We start from the raw sequence: 21,985 nt of genomic DNA, 5'->3' as shown, positions 1-21,985 counted from the left end.
GAAGCATGGTCGCCCAGCGATGGCTGACCAGTTTGAAATATTCTCTCCGCGTCGCGTCATTGGCAGGATCGCTTGTGGCAAAGCCGGTCAAAAAAAGAGCAGGCAAGATGGCATTATCTTCAATAGATGAACAACGTGAGCACTTCGCTTATTGCGTCCAACTCTTCGGCGGGACCACGGCGTTTTCGCGTCGTCTTGGCATAGATGAACGGGCGATCCGACGTTTCATAAATGGCGAGCGCCCTCTTGGCACCGGCCTCATGGAAGACACCGCAAAGGCATTGCGCCAGCTGGCAAATGAGGCGACGGCTGCCGAACGGGATATCGCAGCGATGTTAAGCTCGGGACCGACCACGCCGTAATGATGCGGAGGCCCCAACGGCCCGACTTACTCCATCACGCAAATTCTGCCTGGTAGGCGCGTCGCTCCGGCCAAGCGGCCCAGCAAACCCGGCCAGAATACAGGCAAGCCAAGCGCCAGCGATGCAAAGGGCATGCCCGCTGCGCGATGGAGTATCATCGCCTTGCGCACTTGCCCGCCGATCTCGCGCTGGAGCTGTTTGGTATAAGTGGCCGGATCGAGTCCGGAGCGGAAACAATCGAAAGCCACCGCTGCGCTGCGCAGTGCTATGGCCATGCCGTCTCCGGTGAGCGGCGCGGTGAGCGCGGCCTGATCGCCAAGGCGGAACAGCTCCTTGCGATCGTCGGCGGGCCGATGGACGTAGCCATAGGGAAGACCGGTAATCGAGGCTGGGCGGTCCAGCAGTTCGCGCGCGCCGTCCAGCCGCCGGGCGACATGATCTTCGCGCAGCAACTGCGTCAGCAAGTCCGCCCAGGTCCCGCCGAAGCGATCTTTCCGGACCAGTACGCAAAGGTTCATCACCCGCGCAGCTACACGCTGAAGCCCCAGATAGCCTCCGTCGAACAGCACCAGTTCGACGGCATGGCCGAGTTCCTCATCCTGCCTGGGCGCAATTTGCCAATGCATCTTGAAGGCTAGATATTCGGGTCGCGCCCCCGGATTTGGCCGCTTCAGGCCTCGCAAGTCGTGCTTGCCGGTGGCGAGGAACAGGGTTCCGGCGCGAAACTCGCCCACGCTGGTCCTGATGCCATCCTCCTCAATAGCCGTGACCCGGATGCCGCGCCGGACCATGGCTCCCGCATCGGCAGCCGCATCCAGCAGAGCTTCGTCCAGCATCTCCCGGCTGATCCCAAGTGCCGTGAAGGGCAGGCGAGATTCTGCACTTTTACGGCCACTGATGAGACGCACGCGGTCGATCGGCACAGCACCTAGGCGCAGCGGATCGAATGCCATGTCGCGAAGATCGCGCTGGGCCTCCACCGAGAGGAATTCGCCGCAGACCTTGTGATGGGGAACAGCCTGTCGTTCGAACAGCTCCACGGCGATGCCGGCACGGGCCAGCCGGAGCGCGATCGCTGCCCCGGCCAAGCCGCCGCCCAACACCGCTGCGGGTTCTACCACCTCGTCCGCTCCACACAGTAGCGAAAGGGAAAGCGCCAGTTCACGCGCGCCGCGCCGATCAGCCCGGCACGGCCGAGCAGGACATCCCAGTCGTCGCGGCGAAAGGCGCGAGCAATGGACAGCGGGCCGTCATGACGCACGAAAGGGTGCCAGCGCATCGCCGCCGACAGCAGCAGGAAACCGTAGTAGGCGAGGGCATCGCGGTGCAGGTCGTTCACGAACCAGCCCAGCACAGCCTTCCGCTCCATCCATTGCAGGAATTCCACGATCCCGATGTCGGACATGTGGTGGGTGACCAGCGAGCTCACCACGAGATCGACCGGCTCGTCCTCCGCCATCGCGAAAGCGTCACCCGTGCGGTAGTCTATCATCATGGCGGGCGGCGTCAGGCGGCGGGCTACGGGTTCGCTGCGAGGGTTGATGTCGAAACCGATGAGCCGCACCGGGCGGCCTCTCTTTTGCGCATGGCTTGCGAGTGCCCGCAGCATGTCTCCCGCGCCGAAGCCGACATCGACCACTGTAAGCCTCCGTTCCGGCGGCGTTGCGGCAAAGGCCCGGTCGAGAAAGGCCAGCGTCGGCGGCCTTGCCAGCGTGACCGTGTTCACTCTCGCCAGATCCTCGATACAGGCGGCGAATTCCTCGGCCGTTACGGCGTCACCGTCCATCCATTCGGCCTCGCAGGATCGCCGGCTCAGATCGATCATGGCGGCACCATCCTGAAGCGGAAGGTTTCCGCGGCCAGACCCGGCCCGAATGCCATGGCGATCCCGTTCCTACCTCCGTTCCCCGCGACACCGGTCCTCGCGTTCTCCATCATCGCCGCCAGCACGAACATCAGCGTCACCGAAGACATGTTGCCGAAGCGGCGCAGGACTTCGCGCGAAGGGTGGAGCGCGGCAGAGGGAAGGTCCAGCGCACGGTCCACCGCATCGAGGATCGTGCGCCCTCCCGCGTGGACGGCCCAAAGCTCGTAGTCTGCCGGAAAAAGCCCGCGAAAGAGGCCCCGGTCGTCGTTGCGGCTGCACTCCGCACGCAGGGCATTGGCGATGAGGCTCGGCACCTGGCCGTCGAGGTGCATGTCGAAACCCTGGTCGCCGATCCGCCAGGTAATCGCCTCGCCGGAACCGGGGATGGCGGCAGAACGGAAGTCGGTGAGGGCGATGCCGTGCGGCTCCGCCGTGACCAGCGCGGCGGCGGCACCGTCTCCAAACAGGAGCATCGACAGCAGCTTCTCCAGGTTCTGTGTGCGCTGGAAGTGGATCGTGCAGAGTTCGACATTGACCACCAGCACCCGCGCTTCCGATTCGGAGCGGACGATGTGGTGGGCCAACCGCAGCGCGTTGACCGCGGCATAGCACCCCATGAAGCCCACGACCGTGCGCTCCACGGCAGGGTCAAGCCCAGCCTGAGCCACCAGCACCTGGTCCAGCCCCGGCGCTACGAAGCCGGTGCAGGACGCGAGCACAAGATGGGTCACGCCCGCGGCCGCGATATCGGGGCTGAGGGCGCGCACGGCCTGCAGCGCCAGGGTAGGGGCATCGCGCTCGTAGCGGATCATGCGCTCGGCGGTCGTGGGCCAATCGCCCAGGCCGTAGAAGCGATCGCGATCGGTGATGCGGCCATCCGGCAGCATCTCGGGTTCGATGAACGAGAAGCGCCGCTCGATTCCCGAACGGGCGACCATGCGATCGAACAGGCGCGCATGGGCAGGGTCCTGCAGTCCGGCGCGCACGAAGCTGACGAAAGCGTCATGGACCTGATGCGGCGGGACCGCCGTACCGACGGCGTTGATGTGCGCGGTTGCAGTCATGCCGCAAGCCTGCCGATGAGGACGGCGTTGAGCCCGCCGAAAGCAAAGCTGTTGGAGACCAGCACACGGTGATCGATGGGAGTGGGCTGGAGGGCCAGCGGCAGGTCGCACTCCGGATCGATACCGAGAAAGCCCAGCACCGGAGGCGCCACCCCCCGCCCAAGTGCAGTCATGCCGATGACGAACTCCATGGCGGCGGTCGCACCGATCAGGTGGCCATGCGCCGACTTCGTGGCGATCACCGTGTGGCCGGAAAGCGCCGCGCCATAGACCGCTTTCAGAGCCGCCGTTTCCACCGGGTCGTTGCGGCGGGTTCCGGTACCGTGGGTGGAGATCAGCGCTGGTTCCTGGGGCGCGATCCGGGCATCCTCATGAGCCCTGCGGATGGCGGCCTCGATGCCGGACATATCCGGGGCGGTCATGTCGGCGGCATCGCTGCTGCTGCCGTAACCGGCTAGTTCGCCCAGCACTGCCGCACCGCGCGCGAGCGCATGCTCCTCACTTTCCAGCACGACCATGGCCGCGCCTTCGCCCAGCACCATGCCCTTGCGCTCTCGCGAAAAGGGCCGGCAGGTATCGTCGGCCATGACGCCCACAGAGTTCCATGCCACCCACGACCCCGTGGTCAGACAGGCCTCGCTCCCGCCGGCGAGAGCGACATCCACTCGGCCGGAGCGGATCATGTGCATCGCCTCTCCCAAGGCATGGGCGGACGAGGCGCAGGCGCTGGAGATCACGAACGTCGGCCCATGACAACCGAACAGCATCGCCAGATGGCTGGCCGGTGCGGAGATCATCGAGGACGGAATGGTCTGGGGATGCACTTTCGCCAGTTCGCGGGCGTAGAGCCGCTCGAAAGCCTGGTCGATCGTCGCATTGCCGCCGCTTCCGCAGCCGACGAGGATGGCGGTGCGGCGCGCCAGCGAGACATGGCCGCGCAGCCCGGCGGCATCGACCGCCTCCAGACCTGCCGCCAGAGCGTAGAGCGAAAGCGGGTCGAGCTGCCCCATCGGGCGCAGGTCCTCTGCAGCCAGTGCGGCCCGGCATGCCTCGGCATCGACCCAGGCGGCAGGGCCGTCGATACGCCGGGCAGGATGGTCCTGCGGGGCCTCGCGCAACAGCGGGAGGATCGCCCCGTCGCCTTGCGCGATCTTTCGCCATGTTTCCGCAAGACCGACCCCCAGGCCGCTGACGCAGCCGAAGCCGGTCAGCACCACCTTTCGGCTCATGAAGGTGCCAGTTGCCGCACGAGGTTCACGAACTCGGCAATCGTCGAGGCGGGATTCAACTGATCGGGATCGATCGCCACGCCGAATTTGTCCTCGATGGCGAAAAGCGTGCTGGCAACGTCGAGCGAGCCGATGTCGAGCTGCTCGAAAGTGGCATCCGGGCGCAAGGCCGCGGCATCGAGGCCGGATTCCTGCGCTATCACATCCAGTATCGCATCCGTGGAAACCGTCATGTCGCTGGCTTGCCCCTTGCTGTGTTCTTGAAGTGCGCCGGACGTTGCAATGAATCTTGGCAATGAACCTCTATCGTGCCGGTCCTCTCCAGTGCCGCGCGCCTCTCTCGGACGTATCACGGCGCAACTGGGAAAAAAGCACGGTGCCAGGGCAAGCAATGCCTTCGTGATGCTCCTCCGCCACGGCCGAGCGGATCGGCCGGACCTCAGGATATCACGCAGGTTCAGTTCCGTACATGGAATTGCGCGGTCTGCCCCGGTTCATCCGGATAGGTAGATCGAGCGAGGCCTTGTGCGCGCCGACGACCTTGGCACCTTGTCGGGACCGTCACAGCGGGAGAAAACGTGGTGAGATCGCCTCAATATCGTTGAAACGAGCTGCCTATCCGCTTCATTTCTTCGTTCTGCAGCTTTTGCGCCCGGCCTTGGCCCAGGCGATGGCCGCATCGAACAGCTTGTGGCCGGTATCGGTCATGCGAGTGAAGCTGTTGTTTTCCATGCCGATGAAGACGCGGCGGGCAGGGGCGAGGTGGTCATGGTCCATCGTCGCACCGGTTTCGTAACCAAACAGCGTCGCCTTGTCCGGCTCACCCGGCCAGGTCATGATCACGTCTGCGCCAAGGCCCGGCTTGCCCCAACCGGCAGGCGTCCGCGCCTCGGTCCAGGTGCCAAGCCCGGCCGGAACGCCCGCCGCCATCGGATGCGGCGCGCGGACGAGCCAGAAGTAATGGCCCGTCTCCAGTTCGCCGAAGTCGGTGTCGCGGCGCAGGCCTGTCATCCACAGATCGTCGAGCAGGTCGTTTTCCCAGGTGACGAGCGGCACGCCCATGTCGCGCAGGCGCTCGACGCTCTGATGCTGTGCGGTGAACTGGTTCGACCGCACAGTCGAGGACATCACCACGAGATCGAACCCGCAAGGATCGGGCATCGCCGGCAGGCCTTCGCTGACGCTGACCGTATAGCCCAGCTGCTCCAGATGCGCCTTCACTTGCGGATCGGCCGAGCCGCCCGGAGGGTCTGCGCGCATCAGGAACAGGATCTTTCCAGCCTCCACCGCCTGGGCGGAGGCTGGAAGCGTGGCGCCTGCCAGCAACAGGGCGGCGGCAAGCGCCCCTCGCATCGTCAGAAGCTCCCGCTCAGGCCGAGGAGGAAGCTGCGGCCTTCGCCCGGCGTAATCTGCGAGCGCGAAACCGACGCTTCCATGTAGTAGTCGTTGGTGATGTTCTTGACGTTGAGCGTCAGGCGCACCTTGTCGGCCAGCTTGTACCAGACACTGCTGTCGAGCCGCGTGTAACCTCCGATCGAGAAAGTGTTTTCAAGATTACCCTGCCGGTTGCTGGCCGCGAAGACGCCGCCGCCCACGCCGAAGTCCCGCAACGGACCGTCGGTCGGTTCCCAAGTCAGCCACAAGCTGCCGCTCCACTTGGGCACGCCGATCAACTTGTTGCCGCGGGCATAGTCGGTCGATTCCCGCACCGTCGCGTCTGTGTAGGTGCCGTTGGCGATCAACTTCACGCTGGGGCTGATCGAGCCGGACATGTCCAATTCCACGCCGCGCGAACGCTGCACGCCGGCGTTGATGTTGTAGCCGACGTTGTTGGGGTCCTGCTGGGTCACGTTCTCGCGGGTCAGCTGATAGACCGCAAGCGTCGTGCCCAGACGGCCGCCGAACAGTTCGGCTTTCACGCCCGCTTCATACTGCTTGCCCTTTTCCGGATCGATCGGCTTGCCGTCGATGGTCGGCTCGGGCTTCGACTGGAAGGAGCGGGTGAAGTCGGCGAAGAGCGAGACGTTCGAAACCGGCTTGTAGACAAGGCCGACGCGCGGCGACCATGCCTTGTCGTCGGACGCATACTGCGTGGTGCCGAAGTCGGATTGCTGCGCATGGTCGTAACGCACGCCGGCCAGCAGGTTGAAGTGATCGCCGATGTCGATCTGGTCCTGGAAGTAGCCCGACCACGACTTGGCCTGTACCTTGCGGTCGGCTGCGGGCACGAAAGTGCCCGGCGTCGCGCCGTAAACCGGATTGTCGATATTGATTGCCGCCAGCGTGGCGCGGGCGAACGTGCGGAAGCGGTAGGACTTCACATATTCGCCGCCAAACACCACGGTATGGTTGATACCGAAAGTGCCGAAGCGGGCGACCATATCGGCCTGCGCGTCGTAATTGTGGTTGTTCTCATGCTGCTCGACGGCGGTGCGGGTTACCGTGCGGGCGCCGATGGTAGCGTTCGTGGCGACGCTGTTGCCGTAGTTGATGCCGAACAGGTCCAGCTTGCCTTCGTCGTAGTGGCCGATCTGGCGGATGGTCAGCCAGTCGGTCAGCTCACGCTCGATGCGGTAGTTGAACTCGTAGCGCTCGGATTCGGTGGTCGCCCACTTCTCGCCAAGGAAGCGCGAGCGCGGCAGATTGACGACGAGATCGCCGTCCGCATCGGGGGTGGCAACGATGCCGCGGTCGGTCTGGTTGTACTGGTGCGCGTAAGTCAGGCTGGCGATCACGCGGGTCCTGTCATCCGGCTCCCACAGCACCGAGCCTGAAAGGAACTGGCGACGATAAGGCTGGAACACATCGCGGAACGTGTCGCCGGTCTGGGCGGCGGCGATGAAGCGGAAGGCCAGCGTCTTGGCGGCATCGACCGGGCCGGTCACGTCGATCTGGCCGCGCGCGAAATCGTTGCTGCCGGCCTGTACCGAAAAGTTCATGCCCCGCTCGAAACGCGGCTGCTTGGTGACGATGTTGATCAGGCCGCCCGGATCGCCGCGCCCGTAAAGCACCGAGGCCGGACCCTTGAGCACTTCGATGCGCTCGATATTGGCCATATCGCGGTAGCTGTCGTTGGTTTCGATCGCCGGGCTCAGCATAATGCTGTCGATGGCGTAGTACGACGAGCGGAAGCCGCGAATGGTGAAGCTTTCCGAGCGGTTGCCCGCGTTGGTGCCTGCCTGGATGCCGCTGACGTTGCGCAGTGCACTCGTCAGGTCGAGGATCTGCTGGTCGTCGATCACGTCGCGCGGCACGAACTGGATCGACTGCGGCACGTCCATGAGATTCGTGCCGGTGCGGGTGGCCGTGGTGAGCTGCTCGACCTTGTAGTCCTCGCTGCGCTGACCGAGCACTGTGATCTCAGACGACTTTACCGGATCGGAAGCGGCATCCGCTTCTTCGGCTTGGGCCGCCTGTGGCAGTGCGGCGCCAAGCGCCAGAACCCAGGCGAGCGTAATCGGAGCGCGCCGGCCCGGATGGTGTTCGATCATGATGAGATTTTCCCATTTGCACCGTGCGACCGGCGGTTGGCGTGCAGCTAGTGCATTTGCGAATTAGTTGCAATAATAAATGAAGTAGTCGCCTGGCAGATGGTCGCTGCGGAGCATGAAACTGCCTAGAGCGACATGGGTCATGGCCTCCGCGACGTCGATCCGCTGCTCGTAATCGCGACCGATCACTACGCTGTGAGCCGCCATTGCCCCGCGCCACAGTTCCATCGCCACGTATTGCTCCGATGCGGCTAGTTCCGCGATCCTCGTACAGGATGATGAATTTCTGCATGATCTACATCCGGTCAATATCGCAGCATTCTGACTTGCTGCCGGTTTGGCGGACACCGAGATCGGTTCAAACCCGCACCATCACATACTGCACCACACACCTGGGCCCGCTTCATTGGCGGCAGCGCTTTCAACAAAGGCACGGTGGCTGACGATCTGCCGCAGCGCCGTTTTGCCGGACAGGGCTGTTCGATACCCGTATCGTCGCCAGGGTCCCGGTCGACCACACTGGGAGGCCTAATTCAGCGTCACCAACATCTTCAACAAGCTGATAAATCCCTATGTGGCCAACGGTCCCTCGGGTATCTCCGACTTCGACGCGATCGGCCGCACTTCTGCGACGGCGTGCGCTTAACGATGTGGCGGTCGGAAAAAAGGGGACGGGATGATGAATGCAACGCTTTTCCGGGGCGTGCTGGTGGGGGCACTGGCCGGGCTCCTGTTCGGTTTTGATACGGCGGTCATCGCCGGCACCACGGAAGGAATCCGCGCAGCCTTCGGTCTCGATGCCACCGGCGTCGGGATCACCGTCTCCAGCGCGCTCTGGGGTACGCTGGCGGGCGCCTTGCTCGCTGGTATCCCCGGTGATCGCTATGGCGCGCGGTCTTCGCTGACGGTTATCGCGCTACTCTATCTCATCTCCGGCATCGGCTGCCTCTTGGCGGTGAACTGGCCGATGCTGCTTGTCATGCGCGTGCTGGCTGGTTTCGCGGTCGGCGCCTCTTCGGTACTGGCGCCGGTCTACATTGCCGAGATCGCACCCGCAGAGCGGCGCGGGATGATGGTGGGGGCGTTCCAGCTGAATGTCGTGCTGGGCATTCTTGTTGCCTATCTGAGCAACTACTTCGTCTCCAGTCTCGACCTCGGTGCGATCGACTGGCACGTGAAGTTCGGCGTCACCGCTATCCCGGCGGTCGTGCTGCTGGTGATGATGCGCACCATTCCCGATAGCCCGCGCTGGCTTTTCGCCAAGGGGCGTGAGGCTGAGGCGGCTATCGTACTTACCAGACTGGGCAACGCCGATGTTGCGGATGAGATTACCGCCTGGCGGCGCGCGGACGAGCAGGGGCATACTGCGCGCCTCAGCTGGAAACGGCATCATCAGCCAATGCTGCTGGCGATCGCCATTGCCGCGTTCAATCAGCTCTCCGGCATCAATGCGATCCTCTATTACCTCAATGACATCTTCGCGGCGGCCGGTTTCACCAGCGTCTCGGCTGACCGGCAGGCCATCGTCATCGGCGCCTGCAACCTGCTGTTCACCGCGCTGGCACTGACCGTGATCGACCGGATCGGTCGCAAGACCCTATTGTTGATCGGCTCGGTCGGCCTGACTGCCGCGCTGGCGGGGGTCGCCGTGATCTTCGGCGGTGGGGCGCCCCAGAGCTGGCTGCTCTATCTGTTGATCGGCTTCATCGCGTTCTTCGCCTTCTCGCAAGGGGCGGTTATCTGGGTCTACATCAGCGAAATCTTCCCGACCGATGTGCGTGCACGCGGGCAGAGCCTCGGGTCCTCGGTCCACTGGTTCATGGATGCGATCATCGCTTTCGGCTTCCCGCTGATGGCCGCCCATGCCCGCGCCTTGCCGTTCTGGCTTTTCGCCGGCATGATGGCGCTTCAGTTCGTGGCCGTGCTGATCTTCTTCCCCGAGACCAAGCGGCGTTCGCTCGAAGCCATCGGCGAGGCCATGTAAGCCATGATCCGATTTGCAATGGCGATGAGCCTGACAGGCGCGGCTTTCTTCGTGGGGGCCGTTCCTGCCACGGCAGAAGAAAAGGAAATGGCGGCGCTCGATCCGGGCGTGCGCAATCCGATCCATTGTTGCAGATTCATCGCAGCACCTGCCTTTCTCGTGTGTTTTTGTACCGTTAGGGCGGCCCGTTAGGCGGCTGGCCGATCGATCGAATAGCCGTCATATGCCCGGCAGCGACTGTTCGGCGAAGCCCCAGCCTCGCAGGTCCTGTGCGCGCTGGATCAGCGTGGCGGCATCGGCGATCGAGAAGGGATGCGCGTCCTTCATGCCGTCCAGTTCGTCCCACGAGATCGGCACCGCCACCGGGCCGCCTTCTCGGGCGCGCGCCGAGTAGGGCAGGACGGCAGTGGCGCCGCGCTGGTTGCGCAGCCAGTCGATGAAGATGCGCCCCTTTCGCTTCGCCTTGCTCATGGTCGCCACATAGCGCTCCGGTTGCGAGAGGCTCATGGCTTCCGCGAAGCGGCGGGCGAAGTCCTTGTGGGTGTCCCAGTCGTGCCCACGCTTCAGTGGGACGACGACATGTACGCCCTTGCCGCCGGACAGCATGGCGAACGTCACCAGCCCGAGGTCGGCCAGTCGCGCCCGAATGTCCCTGGCCGCACGCACGCACAGACCGAAATCCAGCCCCTCGTCAGGGTCAAGGTCGAAGATCATGCGGTCGGGCGAATCCACCTCGTCGATGCGCGCGCCCCAGCCGTGGAATTCGATCGTGCCCATCTGCACGCAGGCGAGCAATCCCTCCGCATCGCCGAGATAGAGATAGTCCTCCATGCCGCCGTCCTTCTCGCGGATCGGGACATGGCGGACATGTTCACCGAAAGTGCCGCTGTCATGCTTCTGGAAAAAGCACTTCTTGGCGCGGCCCTGCGGGCAGCGGACCAGGCTGATCGGGCGATTGGCGGCGAAGGGGAGCATGAGGGGGGCAACGGCGGCGTAGTAGTCGGCTAGGTCGCCTTTGGTCTCGCCGCTTTCGGGGTAGATCACCCGGTCCCGATTGCTGATTGCCATGTCGATTTCCGCCTTGGGAGCAGTCTGGGCGCGCTCCGGGACGACTGCCTCGGCGTCCTTGTCGGTTCTCAGGCCGAGGAAGCTGCCATGACGCACGCGTCCTTCGCCGGTGAATTCCGCGAAGGCGACTTCCACCACCAGCTTAGGCGTTACCCAACTGGCGCCGCGTGCCTCCGTGCGGTCTATATTGACCGGCGCCGTCTTGCGCACGATCTTCGCCAGCATCGCCGCTATGGCGGCCAGACTTTCGCCATCGAAGCCGGTGCCGACCTTGCCGCGATAGACGAGATGCTTGCCCTCGTATTGTCCCAGCAGCAGGGACGAGAAGGGGCGGCCTTTTGCAGAGGAGCGGGTCCAGCCGACGATCACGAACTCCTGCCGCCGCGTACACTTGACCTTGACCCAGTTCTTCGTGCGTCCGCCGCGATAGGGCGCGTCCACCCGCTTGGCGATGATGCCTTCCTGCCCGGCCGCGCACATGGCACCGTAGAGCTTCTCGCCAGCGCCGATCACATGGTCAGCAACGAAGACGGGCGGCTGCGCTTCGGCGAGCAGGGCTTCCAGCCGCTCCTTGCGTTCGATGTTCGGCATCGGGGCAAGATCCTCGCCATCCAGTTCGATCAGGTCGAAGGCATGGAATTCGAGCGCATCGCTGTCGGTCTGGCTGCCGTGGCCGCGCTTGAGGACCGCCTGGAGGCTGGAGAAGTCGGGATTGCCATCCTTGCCGCGCGCGACGATCTCGCCGTCGATCAGGCAGGGCGGGAGGCTGAGCGCCGCGAGATGCGCGGCCAAGGGTGCGAACTTGTCCGTCCAGTCGAGGCCGCTGCGGGTATGGAGGGCGACTTTTCCGCCCGCCGCCGCGACAAGCGCACGGTAGCCGTCGAACTTGATCTCGTGCATCCACAGGTTCCCGGTCGGCACGGCGTCGACCAGCGTGGCGAGTTGCACCGGGCGAAACTTCGGCGGCTTCCCGTTTTTTCGGCTGGCGGGCGGTGACTTGCCGGCATTGCTTGCCGCCGCCTTTGTCATGATCTCGGCAAAGGCATCGCCCTTCTTGTCTTTGAGCGAATGGACGGCGCCCTTGTCGGCCTCGATCTCGGCCATGGTTCGCCCGGTCAGGACGCTGGTGAGTGCCTGCTCCACAAGGACATCGCCGTGCCGTGCGAAGGCATCGCCGACCTTCCGCAGGAGCCAGTTCTCGCGCTTTTCGCCTGCGCGGGGCTTCATGCGCACGAGCAGCCACTCGCCCTTCATCCGCTCACCGTCGAGCGTGAAGTGAAGATGCCCTGCGTCGATGTCCCTCGCGCTCTTTCCCGCAATCGGCGCCCATGTGCCGCGATCCCAGAGCATGACCGTGCCCCCGCCATATTCGCCCTTGGGAATGCCGCCTTCGAAGGTGCCGTAGGACAGGGGATGGTCTTCGGTCCGCACCGCCAGACGCTTGTCATCGGGATCGGCGCTCGGCCCTTTCGTCACTGCCCAGGACTTGAGCACGCCGTCGATTTCAAGACGGAAATCCCAGTGCAGCCGCGTCGCCGCGTGCTTCTGGACGATGAAGCTGTTGCCGCCTGTCCTGCCGCGCTTTCCGGCAGGTTCGGCGGTCTTGGCGAAGTCGCGCTTGCGGTTGTACTCGGCAAGCAGGTCGGCGGTGGGGTCGTGCTCGTTCACGGGTCATACCTGCGCGGGGTTTAGAGAAGCCTGTCAGGCGCGCTTGCGGGTGCGGGAAGTGGAGGTCGCCTTCTTCGCCGCCGCCTTGCGGAAGGAGGACGGCTTGGCAGCCTTCGTCCCGCTTTCGCCGACCGACTTCTTGAGCGCCGCCATCAGGTCGATGACATTGCCCTTGCCGCTGGACGGCTCTTCGACGTCCTCGAGGATGCGCTTGTTGCCTCTGGACTTGGCCTTCTTGTCGATCAGGCGGTGAAGCGCATCGACGTAGCGATCGTGAAATTCGGAAGGCTTGAAAGGGCCGGTCTTCTTTTCGATCAGGGTCGTGGCAAGGTCGAGAAGGTCGGCGTCGGGCTTGGCATCCTCGATATCGCGAAAATAGCCCTGCGCCTTTTGCACCTCGTCGGCATAGCGCAGCACTTCCATGACAAGGCCCCGCCCGCAGGGCTTTATCGAGACCAGTTGCTCGCGCCCGCGCACCGCCAGCTGGCCAAGCCCGACCTTGTGCGTCCGGCGCAAGGCTTCGCGTAGGACGGTATAAGCCTCTTCCGCCAGATCGTCGGCGGGGACGACGAAGTAGGGCTTTTCGTAATAGAGCACGTCGATCTCGTCAGCATCGACGAACTGCACGAGTTCCAGGGTCTTGCGGCTCTCGATCTTGACCGCCTCGATCTCCTCTTCGTCGAGCAGGACGTAATTGCCCTTGGAGACCTCGAAACCCTTGATGATCTCGTCGCGGTCGACCGGGCCGACGCCGGGTGCGACTTTCTCATAGCGGATGCGCTTGCCGCTGGGTTCGTGGATCTGGTGGAAGGAAATGGCCGCGCCGGACCGGGTCGCCGGATAGACCTCGATCGGGATCGAAACGAGTGCCAGACGGATCTGGCCTTTCCAGTAAGCACGAGCAGGCATGGGCGCGTCCTTTCTCGTCTGGAGAAAGGCGCGAACGACCGGGGAGTTCCCCGGCTTCCTCGCACACTGTGCCATGGCCTTGCGGCGAGTGCGCCGGAATGTGCGTCGGATAGTGGATCGTCCGGTGCCTTGCGCCGTTTCATCATCAGTCGACGCAAGAACGCCCCGGCAAGTCGGTTGGGCCGTTCTCGGCATAAAACAGCGACATCAAGGAGAGCAACGATGAATCGGCGTGATTCGAACCCGGCCAGCCGTCAGTCCGGCGGATATCGTGATGAAAACTCCGGCTGGGAATCGCCGCGTCAAGCCAATCAGTGGCAGGACGACGCATCCCGGCAGACCGGTGGTGGCTCCAGTGGTGGCTGGGGCGAAACCGAAGGCAGCTCTTATCGCGACGACGCCCCGCCCCGGAGTTCCAGACAAGAAGAGGGCGAAGCCCGATTCCGAGGTGGAGAGCGCGGACATCAGCGCTATCGCGAGACTGGAGGCTATGGCGACCAGTCTCGGGGGCAGACATATAGCGAAGACCGCTATCGCGATGATCGTCAGGCGCGTAGCGCGCAGGCTTATCGCTTCTCAGGCGAGCGCGACGTTTATCCCATCCGCGAATACGACGCCAGCGGAGGTAACGACTTCTCCAATTTCACCAGCGAGGACTACGGGGGGCGCGACTTCTACGCCCGCCGCGGCGGTGGCGGCGGCGGTATGAGCCCCAGCTTCAGTTACCGACCGACCTTTGATACGTTCGGCCGCGGGTACTATCGCTCTCGCGATGATCGACCGGACAATGAGCGCGGTCATCGCGACTATGGCGACTGGCGCGAATATGGTGAGGAGCGCGGCTTCCTGCGGCGCGCGGGCGACGAGATCGCCAGCTGGTTCGGCGACGAAGATGCCGCCCGTCGCCGCGAACAGGATCACCGCGGCCGCGGTCCGTCGGATTATACGCGATCCGATGAGCGCATTCGCGAAGATGTGAACGATCGTCTCACGCAGGACTGGCGCGTGGATGCGACGAACATCCGCGTGCTCGCCAAGGATGGCGAAGTCACCCTCGACGGTACGGTCGGCAGCCGTGAGGCCAAGCGCCGCGCGGAAGATCTTGCCGAGGACGTGTCCGGGGTGAAGCATGTGCAGAACAATCTGCGCGTGGTCGGCGCGACCGATTGGACCGATACCGGGCAGGGCGGCACGACCGGTTCCGCCGCAAGATCGAGCACGACGGGCAGTTCTGCTGTCGGCGGCACATCCACGTCGCCGACGACTGGCTCGACGCCGGGCAGTTCTTCCTGATCCCGCCCGACCGGTAAACATCCGGTAGGAGATGGCCGTGGTTCCTCTGGAGCCGCGGCCATTTGCGTTTTCGAAACGAACGCGAACAGTTTCGGAACATTAGGACGATTCCATCATTCCCTACTCGCGGCCGAAATGTTTCCGGAGTGTGAATGGTGCAGAACCGAAATCCGCAGTATCGTTCATCTTCGCTTGCCCCCGTTATTCTCGGCGCCATCATCGCGGCGATCGGGATTATACTGACGATCGGCGGCATCTGGCTCGCGGGGCTCGGCGGTTCGATCTATTACATTCTTGCCGGTCTAGGCTTGCTCGGTTCTGGGGGGCTTCTGATCCGCCGGAGCATTCTCGGCGCCTGGCTGTACTGCGTCATATTCGTGCTGACGGTGATCTGGGGCTTGGGTGAAGTCGGTGCCAACAACTGGGCACTGGTGCCGCGTGTCGTGGCGCCGCTCGTCCTGCTCATCGCCTGTTTCCTGGTCATGCCGACGCTCTCTGCGCGTCCGGGACGCTGGAATCTGGGAATTGGTGCCAGCGTCGCTGCAATTGCGCTGACGGGCGTGACCGCGACGATCTTTGCCCGGATGGCCGACACCGGGCCGATGTCGGCGCTTCCCGACTTGCGTTTCGAGATGAATGATCCGTCGCTGGCCTCTGCCGGAGATGACTGGCCTGCCTACGGCGGCAGCGAGGCGGCACGGCGCTTCTCTTCGCTCGGCCAGATCACGGCGGCGAATGTCGGCAAGCTCAAGCGCGCATGGCTGATCCATACCGGGGATACGCCGTCGTCGGCCAAAATCGCCAAGACTTATGGCGGCGAAAATACACCTCTCAAGATCGGCGACATGCTTTACGTCTGCACGCCCAAGAACATGGTTCTCGCACTCGACCCGGCCACGGGCAAGCAGCGCTGGAAGTTCAACCCCAAGGTGCCCGACGATGCCATTCCCTATACGGCGGCATGCCGCGGCGTCAGCTATTTCGCGGTACCGAACGCGCCCGCCGACCAGCCCTGTGCGCGGCGGATCATCTACGGGACGCTCGATGCCCGCCTCTTTGCACTCGATGCGCGCACAGGGGCGCGCTGCGCGGGCTTCGGCGCTAACGGGGAGGTGGATACCAAGATCGGGATGGGCGACACCCCTGCGGGATACGTCTCCATCAATTCGCCGCCGACCATCGTTCGCGGCGTTGTCGTGACGGGACATCAGGTGCTCGACGGTCAGGATCGCTGGGCGCCTTCGGGTGTGATCCGGGGCTTCGATGCCGTTACCGGCAAGCTGCGCTGGGCCTGGGACATGATGCACCCCGACTGGAACGGCTATCCGCCGCAAGGCCGGACCTGGGCGCGCGGCACGCCGAACATGTGGACCATCGCCAGCGGCGACGAGCAGCTTGGCCTCGTCTACCTGCCGATGGGCAATGCCGCGGCCGACTATTATTCCAGCCTGCGCCGCCCGCAGGAGAGGGACTTCGCAACTTCGCTGGTCGCGCTCGACGTGACGACGGGCAAGCCGCGCTGGAAGTTCCAGGCCGTGCGCGACGACGTCTGGGACTACGATTTCGGCGCACAGGCGACGCTAGTCGACTTCAAGGGAACGCCTGCGCTCATCCTGCCGTCGAAGCAGGGCGACATCTATGTGCTCGACCGCCAGACCGGCAGGCCGCTCACGCCGGTCGGTACGATCAAGGCGCCGGGCGGCGGGGTCGAACCGGCTCAGCGCGCTGCGGTGCAGCAGGTCTCCCTATGGCATACCTTGCGCAAGCCCGATCTCACCGAGCGCGATATGTGGGGCATGTCGCCGATCGACCAGATGATCTGCCGCATCCAGTTTCGCAAGGCGAGCTACAAGGGCTTCTTCACGCCTCCCGAGAGCGACCGGCGCTCGATCGAATATCCCGGTTATAACGGCGGAACCGATTGGGGCGGCATCGCCGTCGATCCGCGCCGGGGCGTGATCGTCGCCAATTACAATGACATGCCCAACTATGTGCGCCTGGTTCCGCGCGCCGAGGCGGACAGGAAGGGCTGGGCGCCGCGCGATCAGGCACGCGGCGAGATCGGCGGCGCCGAAGGCGCGGGCGATCCGCAGGCGCACACGCCCTATGCCATCGACGTCAATGCCGGCTGGCGCCTGCCGCTTACCGGAATGCTCTGCAAGCAACCGCCCTACGGCGGCATCCGCGCGATCGATATGGCGACGGGCCGCACGATCTGGGACCGCCCCTTGGGCGAGGCTCGCACCAACGGACCTTTCGGTATCCCGTCGATGTTGCCGCTCACCATCGGGACGCCGAACAACGGTGGTGCCGTCGTGACGGCGGGCGGGGTGATCTTCATTGCGGCGGCAACGGACAACCTGATCCGCGCGATCGACCTCAGGACCGGCAAGGTCCTGTGGAAGGACGTGCTGCCTGCCGGCGGACAGGCCACGCCGATGACTTACATGATAGGCGGCAAGCAATATCTGGTAATCGCACCGGGTGGCCATCATTTCATGGAGACGCCGATAGGCGACGAGGTTGTCGCTTATGCATTGCCGTGAAGGCGGCATTTCGTGAAGTCGGCGGGACGCCGGTAGCAACAGCCATCAGCCGCATCGGCGACGCGGCGGGCAGCAAAACCAAAACCTCCGAGGGCCGTTCCCCTTGAAAGGAGACGACCATAAGCCAGAATGCCGATTTGATCGATGAAGACGCGCTGCCCGGTGACGAGAGCAGGCTCGATCCGAGGCCGGAGTGGCAGCAAGGCAAGGGCCTCCTGGAGGACGATGACGCAGCGGAAACGAAGCGCATCGCCGAGAGGGAAAGGCGGAGATTCATTTCGATCCGCGCCGACGTCGGGCGCGCAAGGCCTGCGATGACCCGGTGCGCCAAGTGATGGAGACCTTCGGGCGTATCGACGTACTCGTCAACAATCCGGGCAGGCGGTGTTGTAGTGCCACCGCCAGGCTTCGATCAGCACCTTGGCCTCAGCGAGGCTGTAGAAGATCTCGCCATTGATGAGCGCCAGCTATTGGAATTGGTGGCAAAGGCGCGGTCAATCCTGTCCAGGGCGATACAGGTTGACCGCTGAAACCTTCCCGTTGCGGGCGACAAGCAGGTCGTATCCGATTGCCTGGCCGGCTTCGAGATTCCAAATTCCCGACGCGATCACTGCGGATAAGTGGACAAAGCAATCCGCTCCGCCGTCAACGGGCGTAATGAAGCCGTATCCCTTCCGCGCGTTGAAAAACACTACCTTGCCCTGTGGCATCCGCCGCCGCCCCCTCGAGCTGAAGACGTTCTTGCACTGCGCGGACGACGTCAGAAAATGCACAAGTGAACACATTGCCAGCATATTTGGATGTGCCCCAAAACGGCACAAATTCGAGCGGAATGATGGATTGTCGCCTTTCTGCAATGGCTTGAACGCAGATTGAGATCGGTCGTTTCGAAGGTGGCCGGTCCGCTATGAGCCCGTCCAAGCCGCGTCACCATGATACTGCCCTGCTTTTGGCGGGAGCTGCGACCTTGTACTCGGTCAGGATTGGAGAGCCTTGCGTACGGAAACCGACGCTCCCTGGGTGCAGATCGCCGAAATTCCTTTTATGGCAACGCGTTGCAGCTTCCCGTACCTAAGAGACCTCGCCGATATGCTCACGCAGCCAGAGGGCCTCATCGCTCGGATTGCGATGAAAATGGCGCTTGAAATCACGGCTGAACTGCGCAGGGCTGGCGTAGCCGACCTGCATCGCGACGGTTGATATGGGGGCTTCGCGCCGCGCGATCATCATGCGCGCCTCGTGCAAGCGCATGGCCTTGATGTACTGAATGGGCGAACTTCCGGTGAGAGCCTTGAATCCGGAGTGGTACGAAGCAACGCTCATCCCCGCAGCCTGGGCCAGGGCGGGAACGGTGAGTTTCTCGTGATAGCGTTTGCGAATCTCTGACAGGCTCTTCACGACCCGATCCGCCGTCCCCTCGTGTTGAAGGGCGGCCAGGAGCGGCCGAGCTTGCGGCCCCATCATCACGCGAAAATGCAATTCACGAATGAGGCCAGGTCCCAGGATAATGCACTCCTGCACGGTCTGCAGAGCCACCAGCAGCCGGCGCAGCACATCGCGAATGGAGGGCTCCATCGGGCTTGAGACAAGACTGCGTGCTTGCTCGCGGGCGTGCGGCGCGTCCGGCTTGGCTATCACCGCGGCGATCTCGGCCGCAAGATGAAGGTCGAAATCGAGATAGATGGCGAGCAAGGGGCAGCCAGCATCCGCCTGTGACGCCATGCGAAATGGCACGGGCACCGAGATGGCGAGGTAGTGATCGGCATCGTAGCGATACATATCGCCATCAAGAAAGCCCTGCTTCGATCCCTGTAAGACAAAGACGGCTCCGGGCCGGTAAAGCACCGGCACGTCCTCGAGCATGGCTTCCGAACGCAGGATACGCAGGCCGGGAAGGCTGGTCGAATTGTACCCATGCCGGGGCGCGAGCGCGGCCGCCAGTTCGACAAGATCGGTCATTTCCAAGGATTGTATCATAGGATTGAGCAAGGGATTCAGAGAAATTGCCATTTTCGGCTCAGCGCGATTGTACCATTTGGCAAAGCACAAACGCAACCAGCGGGAGCAACGCCATGTCGCGGCATACTTTCTTCATAACCGGCGCAAATTCCGGTTTCGGCTTTGCAATCACCAAGGCTGCACTAGAGGCTGGCCATCGGGTAATCGGCGCGGTTCGGTCCAAGACGGCACGAGATCGTCTGGCTGAACGTCTGCCGGAAGTCGTAACGGTCTTGTGCGATGTTACGCAGCTCGAGGCGGTTGCTGGAATTGTCGATCGAGCCGACAGCGATCATGGTCCGATCGATATCCTCATCAACAACGCGGGCTATGGCCATGAAGGTGTCATCGAGGAATCCCCGCTCGAAGAAATGCGCCGCCAGTTCGACGTCAATGTCTTTGGAGCGGTTTCGGTCGCCAAGGCGTTGCTGCCGCGTTTTCGCGAACGTCGCCGCGGCTTCATCGTCAACGTGACCTCGATGGGAGGGATGATTACCATGCCGGGGATTGCCTACTATTGCGGCAGCAAGTTTGCCCTTCAGGGCATTTCCGAAGTAATGCGCGCGGAAATGGCACCCTTTGGCGTGCACGTCACGGCTCTTTGCCCGGGCTCTTTCCGCACAGATTGGGCAGGACGATCAATGGTCCGAAGCTCCCGCATGATCGCCGACTACGACGCCCAGTTCGATCCGATCCGGGCTGCGCGCAAGGAAAAGAGCGGTAAGCAGGCTGGCGATCCCGCTAAGCTCGCCCAGGCTGTCCTCGCCCTGATCGATGCCGACGCGCCGCCACCGCAGTTGCTGCTGGGTAGCGACGCCCTGCGCCTGGTACGCGAACGATACAAGCACATGGAACGTGAGATCGATGAATGGGAAGGCCTGACCTTGTCGACGGATGGCTGAGCGTGCCGACACCTTTCACGCCTTCTATAAATAAAATGCTTTCGCCGTGACGGGAATGTCTCATCCATGCCTCTTGGCAACGAGAGAGGAGAAAATCTACGGAACGCGACGCGCTTGCCAGATGGGTAGCGAGGGAAATTCTGCCCCATGAACGTGACCTGCGGAGCTGGTTGCGGCGGCGCGTGCTTGCGCCGGCCGATGTGGAGGATATCGTGCAGGAATGCTATTGCCGTCTGGCCCAGTTGCCCGATGTCGCGCATATCGCCATGCCGCGCGCTTATCTTTTCACAGTGGCGCGACACATATTGCAACGACAGGCGGAGCGGGCGCGGGTTGTTCGCATCGAAACCGCGTCCGACATGTCCAGCTGGGAAGAGGAAGGCGATCCTTTGACGCCCGAGCGCTTCGCGCAGGGGCGGCAGGAACTGGCCAGGGTACAGGCGGCGCTCGCAAAGCTGTCGGATCGTGCCCGCCGTATCTTTATCATGCGCAGGGTCGAGGGCTTGAGCCAGAAGACGATCGCCCAGACACTGGGAGTCAGCGAAACCATTGTCGAAAATGAGGCTAGCCGGGGCTTGAGAGCCATTCTTCGCGAATTGACGGAGTCCGAACAGGATCATCCTTCCACCAGCGGAGGTGTTCATGCGCGAAAGCATTGACGAGGCAGCCGCGAACTGGGCCATGCGCCATCCCCTGAATGCGCAGGAGCAGGCCGCTCTCGACGCGTGGCTCGCACGGGACAGACTCCATGCCGGGGCGCTACTGCGTGCGCAGGCCGCCCTGGTCGTGGTGGAGGAAACGCTTGTTGCCGATGCCGGGCCTGAGCAAGGCTCTCATTGGACGCGGCGTCGATGGATGGCGGCCGGATTTGGCGGCGCCATGGCGGCGGCAATTGCGGGCATTGTCGGGTTTTCGCGATGGGGGGGCGAGCATATCGCGACCGAGCGCGGCGAAATCCGTCGCCTTCCGCTCAAGGATGGTTCGATCGCAACGATCGACAGCGGCAGCGACCTACGGGTCGCCCTCGACGAGGAAAGCCGACGCGTCACGCTGGCAAAAGGCCAGGCCTGGTTTCAGGTTGCGAAGGACCGTCGGCGTCCGTTCATCGTCGATGCGGGCATTGCTCAGGTAAGGGCGATCGGCACGGCCTTTTCTGTCAGTCGGACCGAAAATGGCGTGCAGATTGCCGTGACCGAGGGGGTCGTCGCGACCTGGGCTCGTAACGGGGCCGGAACAATGACCATCCTCAGGGTCGGGGATTTTGCGACCTTCGAACGGGGAGCTCTGGTTCCCACCACTGGCAATTCGCCGCAGGCGATTGAAAGGTCGCTAGCCTGGCGGGTCGGTGAAATCGCGCTCGAAGGAGACACGCTGGCTGATGCCATTGCCCGCTTCAACCGATACAACAAGCAGCAATTGGTGTTGTCCGACACAAGCCTCGCCAATGAGAAGCTGATCGGACTTTTCCGGATCGACAATCCGGCAGGTTTTGCGCGGACCCTGGCCATTTCCCTCGATATTTCAGTAACGATAACGGCGGAGGAAATTCGCCTTTCGCGAAAAAAGATCACAGGCAGCTGACGGAAAATCGACCCGCCCGCCTC

At 63.4% G+C, this 21,985-nt stretch carries 21 protein-coding genes and 1 pseudogene; 9 read left to right on the top strand and 13 right to left on the bottom strand.

The window, feature by feature from the left end; translation table 11 throughout:
- Positions 1-5: 5 nt before the first annotated feature.
- Complete coding sequence (locus tag ACZ1II_RS15675; RefSeq protein ID WP_465144568.1) at positions 6-362, top strand: hypothetical protein; 357 nt, start codon at positions 6-8, stop codon at positions 360-362.
- Between the two features lie 26 nt (positions 363-388).
- Here ACZ1II_RS15675 and ACZ1II_RS15670 read toward each other — a convergent pair whose 3' ends face one another.
- The 8 genes from ACZ1II_RS15670 to ACZ1II_RS15635 form a co-directional block, all read right to left on the bottom strand.
- Positions 389-1,483, bottom strand: coding sequence for an NAD(P)/FAD-dependent oxidoreductase (locus tag ACZ1II_RS15670; protein WP_465144567.1), 1,095 nt, complete (start codon positions 1,481-1,483; stop codon positions 389-391).
- A complete protein-coding gene (locus ACZ1II_RS15665) occupies positions 1,477-2,187 on the bottom strand; it encodes a methyltransferase domain-containing protein (protein WP_465144566.1) in 711 nt (236 codons plus the stop codon). Before ACZ1II_RS15665 ends, ACZ1II_RS15670 begins: the two co-directional genes overlap by 7 nt.
- The gene (locus ACZ1II_RS15660; protein ID WP_465144565.1) at positions 2,184-3,293 is read right to left on the bottom strand and encodes a type III polyketide synthase; all 1,110 of its coding nucleotides are present in this window, start codon (positions 3,291-3,293) and stop codon (positions 2,184-2,186) included. The genes ACZ1II_RS15665 and ACZ1II_RS15660 overlap by 4 nt, the downstream gene beginning before the upstream one ends.
- Positions 3,290-4,522 carry a beta-ketoacyl-[acyl-carrier-protein] synthase family protein gene (locus ACZ1II_RS15655; protein ID WP_465144564.1) on the bottom strand — a complete coding sequence of 411 codons (1,233 nt, stop codon included), beginning with the start codon at positions 4,520-4,522 and terminating at the stop codon, positions 3,290-3,292. Before ACZ1II_RS15655 ends, ACZ1II_RS15660 begins: the two co-directional genes overlap by 4 nt.
- Positions 4,519-4,755 carry an acyl carrier protein gene (locus tag ACZ1II_RS15650; RefSeq protein ID WP_465144563.1) on the bottom strand — a complete coding sequence of 79 codons (237 nt, stop codon included), beginning with the start codon at positions 4,753-4,755 and terminating at the stop codon, positions 4,519-4,521. The genes ACZ1II_RS15655 and ACZ1II_RS15650 overlap by 4 nt, the downstream gene beginning before the upstream one ends.
- 391 nt (positions 4,756-5,146) lie before the next feature.
- Complete coding sequence (locus ACZ1II_RS15645; RefSeq protein ID WP_465144562.1) at positions 5,147-5,875, bottom strand: hypothetical protein; 729 nt, start codon at positions 5,873-5,875, stop codon at positions 5,147-5,149.
- A gap of 2 nt (positions 5,876-5,877) precedes the next feature.
- Positions 5,878-8,013: a TonB-dependent siderophore receptor gene (locus tag ACZ1II_RS15640; RefSeq protein ID WP_465144561.1), complete on the bottom strand. Its 2,136-nt coding sequence runs from the start codon at positions 8,011-8,013 to the stop codon at positions 5,878-5,880.
- Positions 8,014-8,076: 63 nt separating this feature from the next.
- Positions 8,077-8,247, bottom strand: a complete 171-nt coding sequence (locus ACZ1II_RS15635) for a hypothetical protein (RefSeq protein ID WP_465147374.1) — start codon at positions 8,245-8,247, stop codon at positions 8,077-8,079.
- 445 nt (positions 8,248-8,692) lie between these two features.
- On the opposite strand from ACZ1II_RS15635, the gene ACZ1II_RS15630 reads away from it, so the two are divergent.
- Both ACZ1II_RS15630 and ACZ1II_RS15625 read left to right on the top strand, forming a co-directional pair.
- Positions 8,693-9,997: a sugar porter family MFS transporter gene (locus tag ACZ1II_RS15630; RefSeq protein ID WP_465144560.1), complete on the top strand. Its 1,305-nt coding sequence runs from the start codon at positions 8,693-8,695 to the stop codon at positions 9,995-9,997.
- 24 nt (positions 9,998-10,021) lie between these two features.
- The gene (locus ACZ1II_RS15625) at positions 10,022-10,189 is read left to right on the top strand and encodes a hypothetical protein (RefSeq protein ID WP_465144559.1); all 168 of its coding nucleotides are present in this window, start codon (positions 10,022-10,024) and stop codon (positions 10,187-10,189) included.
- Positions 10,190-10,216: 27 nt separating this feature from the next.
- Here the strand turns inward: ACZ1II_RS15625 and ligD are convergent, their stop codons facing one another.
- Both ligD and ku read right to left on the bottom strand, forming a co-directional pair.
- Positions 10,217-12,733, bottom strand: coding sequence for a DNA ligase D (ligD, locus tag ACZ1II_RS15620; RefSeq protein WP_465144558.1), 2,517 nt, complete (start codon positions 12,731-12,733; stop codon positions 10,217-10,219).
- Between the two features lie 33 nt (positions 12,734-12,766).
- Positions 12,767-13,642, bottom strand: coding sequence for a non-homologous end joining protein Ku (gene ku / locus ACZ1II_RS15615; RefSeq protein WP_465144557.1), 876 nt, complete (start codon positions 13,640-13,642; stop codon positions 12,767-12,769).
- A 222-nt stretch (positions 13,643-13,864) separates the two neighbouring features.
- Here ku and ACZ1II_RS15610 point away from each other — a divergent pair, with 222 nt between their 5' ends.
- The 3 genes from ACZ1II_RS15610 to ACZ1II_RS15600 all read left to right on the top strand — a co-directional run bounded on the left by ACZ1II_RS15610 (position 13,865) and on the right by ACZ1II_RS15600 (position 17,816).
- Entirely contained in the window at positions 13,865-14,935 is a 1,071-nt protein-coding gene (locus tag ACZ1II_RS15610; protein ID WP_465144556.1) for a BON domain-containing protein, read from the top strand.
- Between the two features lie 152 nt (positions 14,936-15,087).
- The gene (locus ACZ1II_RS15605) at positions 15,088-17,481 is read left to right on the top strand and encodes a membrane-bound PQQ-dependent dehydrogenase, glucose/quinate/shikimate family (RefSeq protein WP_465144555.1); all 2,394 of its coding nucleotides are present in this window, start codon (positions 15,088-15,090) and stop codon (positions 17,479-17,481) included.
- Between the two features lie 137 nt (positions 17,482-17,618).
- Positions 17,619-17,816, top strand: coding sequence for a hypothetical protein (locus ACZ1II_RS15600; RefSeq protein ID WP_465144554.1), 198 nt, complete (start codon positions 17,619-17,621; stop codon positions 17,814-17,816).
- 39 nt (positions 17,817-17,855) lie between these two features.
- On the opposite strand, the pseudogene ACZ1II_RS15595 reads toward ACZ1II_RS15600, so the two are convergent.
- The 3 genes and pseudogenes from ACZ1II_RS15595 to ACZ1II_RS15585 form a co-directional block, all read right to left on the bottom strand.
- Positions 17,856-17,942, bottom strand: a pseudogene (locus ACZ1II_RS15595) (integrase core domain-containing protein); the annotation flags it as partial.
- Positions 17,943-17,975: 33 nt separating this feature from the next.
- Positions 17,976-18,191: a cold-shock protein gene (locus ACZ1II_RS15590; RefSeq protein WP_465144553.1), complete on the bottom strand. Its 216-nt coding sequence runs from the start codon at positions 18,189-18,191 to the stop codon at positions 17,976-17,978.
- Positions 18,192-18,552: 361 nt separating this feature from the next.
- Positions 18,553-19,440 carry an AraC family transcriptional regulator gene (locus ACZ1II_RS15585; protein ID WP_465144552.1) on the bottom strand — a complete coding sequence of 296 codons (888 nt, stop codon included), beginning with the start codon at positions 19,438-19,440 and terminating at the stop codon, positions 18,553-18,555.
- A gap of 113 nt (positions 19,441-19,553) precedes the next feature.
- On the opposite strand from ACZ1II_RS15585, the gene ACZ1II_RS15580 reads away from it, so the two are divergent.
- The 3 genes from ACZ1II_RS15580 to ACZ1II_RS15570 all read left to right on the top strand — a co-directional run bounded on the left by ACZ1II_RS15580 (position 19,554) and on the right by ACZ1II_RS15570 (position 21,962).
- A complete protein-coding gene (locus ACZ1II_RS15580; protein WP_465144551.1) occupies positions 19,554-20,381 on the top strand; it encodes an oxidoreductase in 828 nt (275 codons plus the stop codon).
- A 137-nt stretch (positions 20,382-20,518) separates the two neighbouring features.
- Positions 20,519-21,040: an RNA polymerase sigma factor gene (locus ACZ1II_RS15575; protein ID WP_465147311.1), complete on the top strand. Its 522-nt coding sequence runs from the start codon at positions 20,519-20,521 to the stop codon at positions 21,038-21,040.
- Positions 21,024-21,962, top strand: coding sequence for a FecR family protein (locus ACZ1II_RS15570; RefSeq protein WP_465144550.1), 939 nt, complete (start codon positions 21,024-21,026; stop codon positions 21,960-21,962). Before ACZ1II_RS15575 ends, ACZ1II_RS15570 begins: the two co-directional genes overlap by 17 nt.
- Positions 21,963-21,985: the final 23 nt, after the last annotated feature.

Source organism: Novosphingobium sp. BL-S-20, assembly GCF_055521635.1.
The sequence above is the reverse complement of the archived record's forward strand: the minus strand, read 5'-3'. Positions and strand labels throughout refer to the sequence as shown.

Excerpts from the sequence above, each read along its gene's own strand:
- ACZ1II_RS15675 (WP_465144568.1), top strand. The coding sequence starts at position 6 with ATGGTCGCCCAGCGATGGCTGACCAGTTTGAAATATTCTCTCCGCGTC.
- ACZ1II_RS15665 (WP_465144566.1), bottom strand. The coding sequence starts at position 2,187 with ATGATCGATCTGAGCCGGCGATCCTGCGAGGCCGAATGGATGGACGGT.
- ACZ1II_RS15660 (WP_465144565.1), bottom strand. The coding sequence starts at position 3,293 with ATGACTGCAACCGCGCACATCAACGCCGTCGGTACGGCGGTCCCGCCG.
- ACZ1II_RS15655 (WP_465144564.1), bottom strand. The coding sequence starts at position 4,522 with ATGAGCCGAAAGGTGGTGCTGACCGGCTTCGGCTGCGTCAGCGGCCTG.
- ACZ1II_RS15650 (WP_465144563.1), bottom strand. The coding sequence starts at position 4,755 with ATGACGGTTTCCACGGATGCGATACTGGATGTGATAGCGCAGGAATCC.
- ACZ1II_RS15645 (WP_465144562.1), bottom strand. The coding sequence starts at position 5,875 with ATGCGAGGGGCGCTTGCCGCCGCCCTGTTGCTGGCAGGCGCCACGCTT.
- ACZ1II_RS15640 (WP_465144561.1), bottom strand. The coding sequence starts at position 8,013 with ATGATCGAACACCATCCGGGCCGGCGCGCTCCGATTACGCTCGCCTGG.
- ACZ1II_RS15630 (WP_465144560.1), top strand. The coding sequence starts at position 8,693 with ATGAATGCAACGCTTTTCCGGGGCGTGCTGGTGGGGGCACTGGCCGGG.
- ACZ1II_RS15625 (WP_465144559.1), top strand. The coding sequence starts at position 10,022 with ATGAGCCTGACAGGCGCGGCTTTCTTCGTGGGGGCCGTTCCTGCCACG.
- ku (WP_465144557.1), bottom strand. The coding sequence starts at position 13,642 with ATGCCTGCTCGTGCTTACTGGAAAGGCCAGATCCGTCTGGCACTCGTT.
- ACZ1II_RS15610 (WP_465144556.1), top strand. The coding sequence starts at position 13,865 with ATGAATCGGCGTGATTCGAACCCGGCCAGCCGTCAGTCCGGCGGATAT.
- ACZ1II_RS15605 (WP_465144555.1), top strand. The coding sequence starts at position 15,088 with ATGGTGCAGAACCGAAATCCGCAGTATCGTTCATCTTCGCTTGCCCCC.
- ACZ1II_RS15590 (WP_465144553.1), bottom strand. The coding sequence starts at position 18,191 with ATGCCACAGGGCAAGGTAGTGTTTTTCAACGCGCGGAAGGGATACGGC.
- ACZ1II_RS15585 (WP_465144552.1), bottom strand. The coding sequence starts at position 19,440 with ATGACCGATCTTGTCGAACTGGCGGCCGCGCTCGCGCCCCGGCATGGG.
- ACZ1II_RS15580 (WP_465144551.1), top strand. The coding sequence starts at position 19,554 with ATGTCGCGGCATACTTTCTTCATAACCGGCGCAAATTCCGGTTTCGGC.
- ACZ1II_RS15570 (WP_465144550.1), top strand. The coding sequence starts at position 21,024 with ATGCGCGAAAGCATTGACGAGGCAGCCGCGAACTGGGCCATGCGCCAT.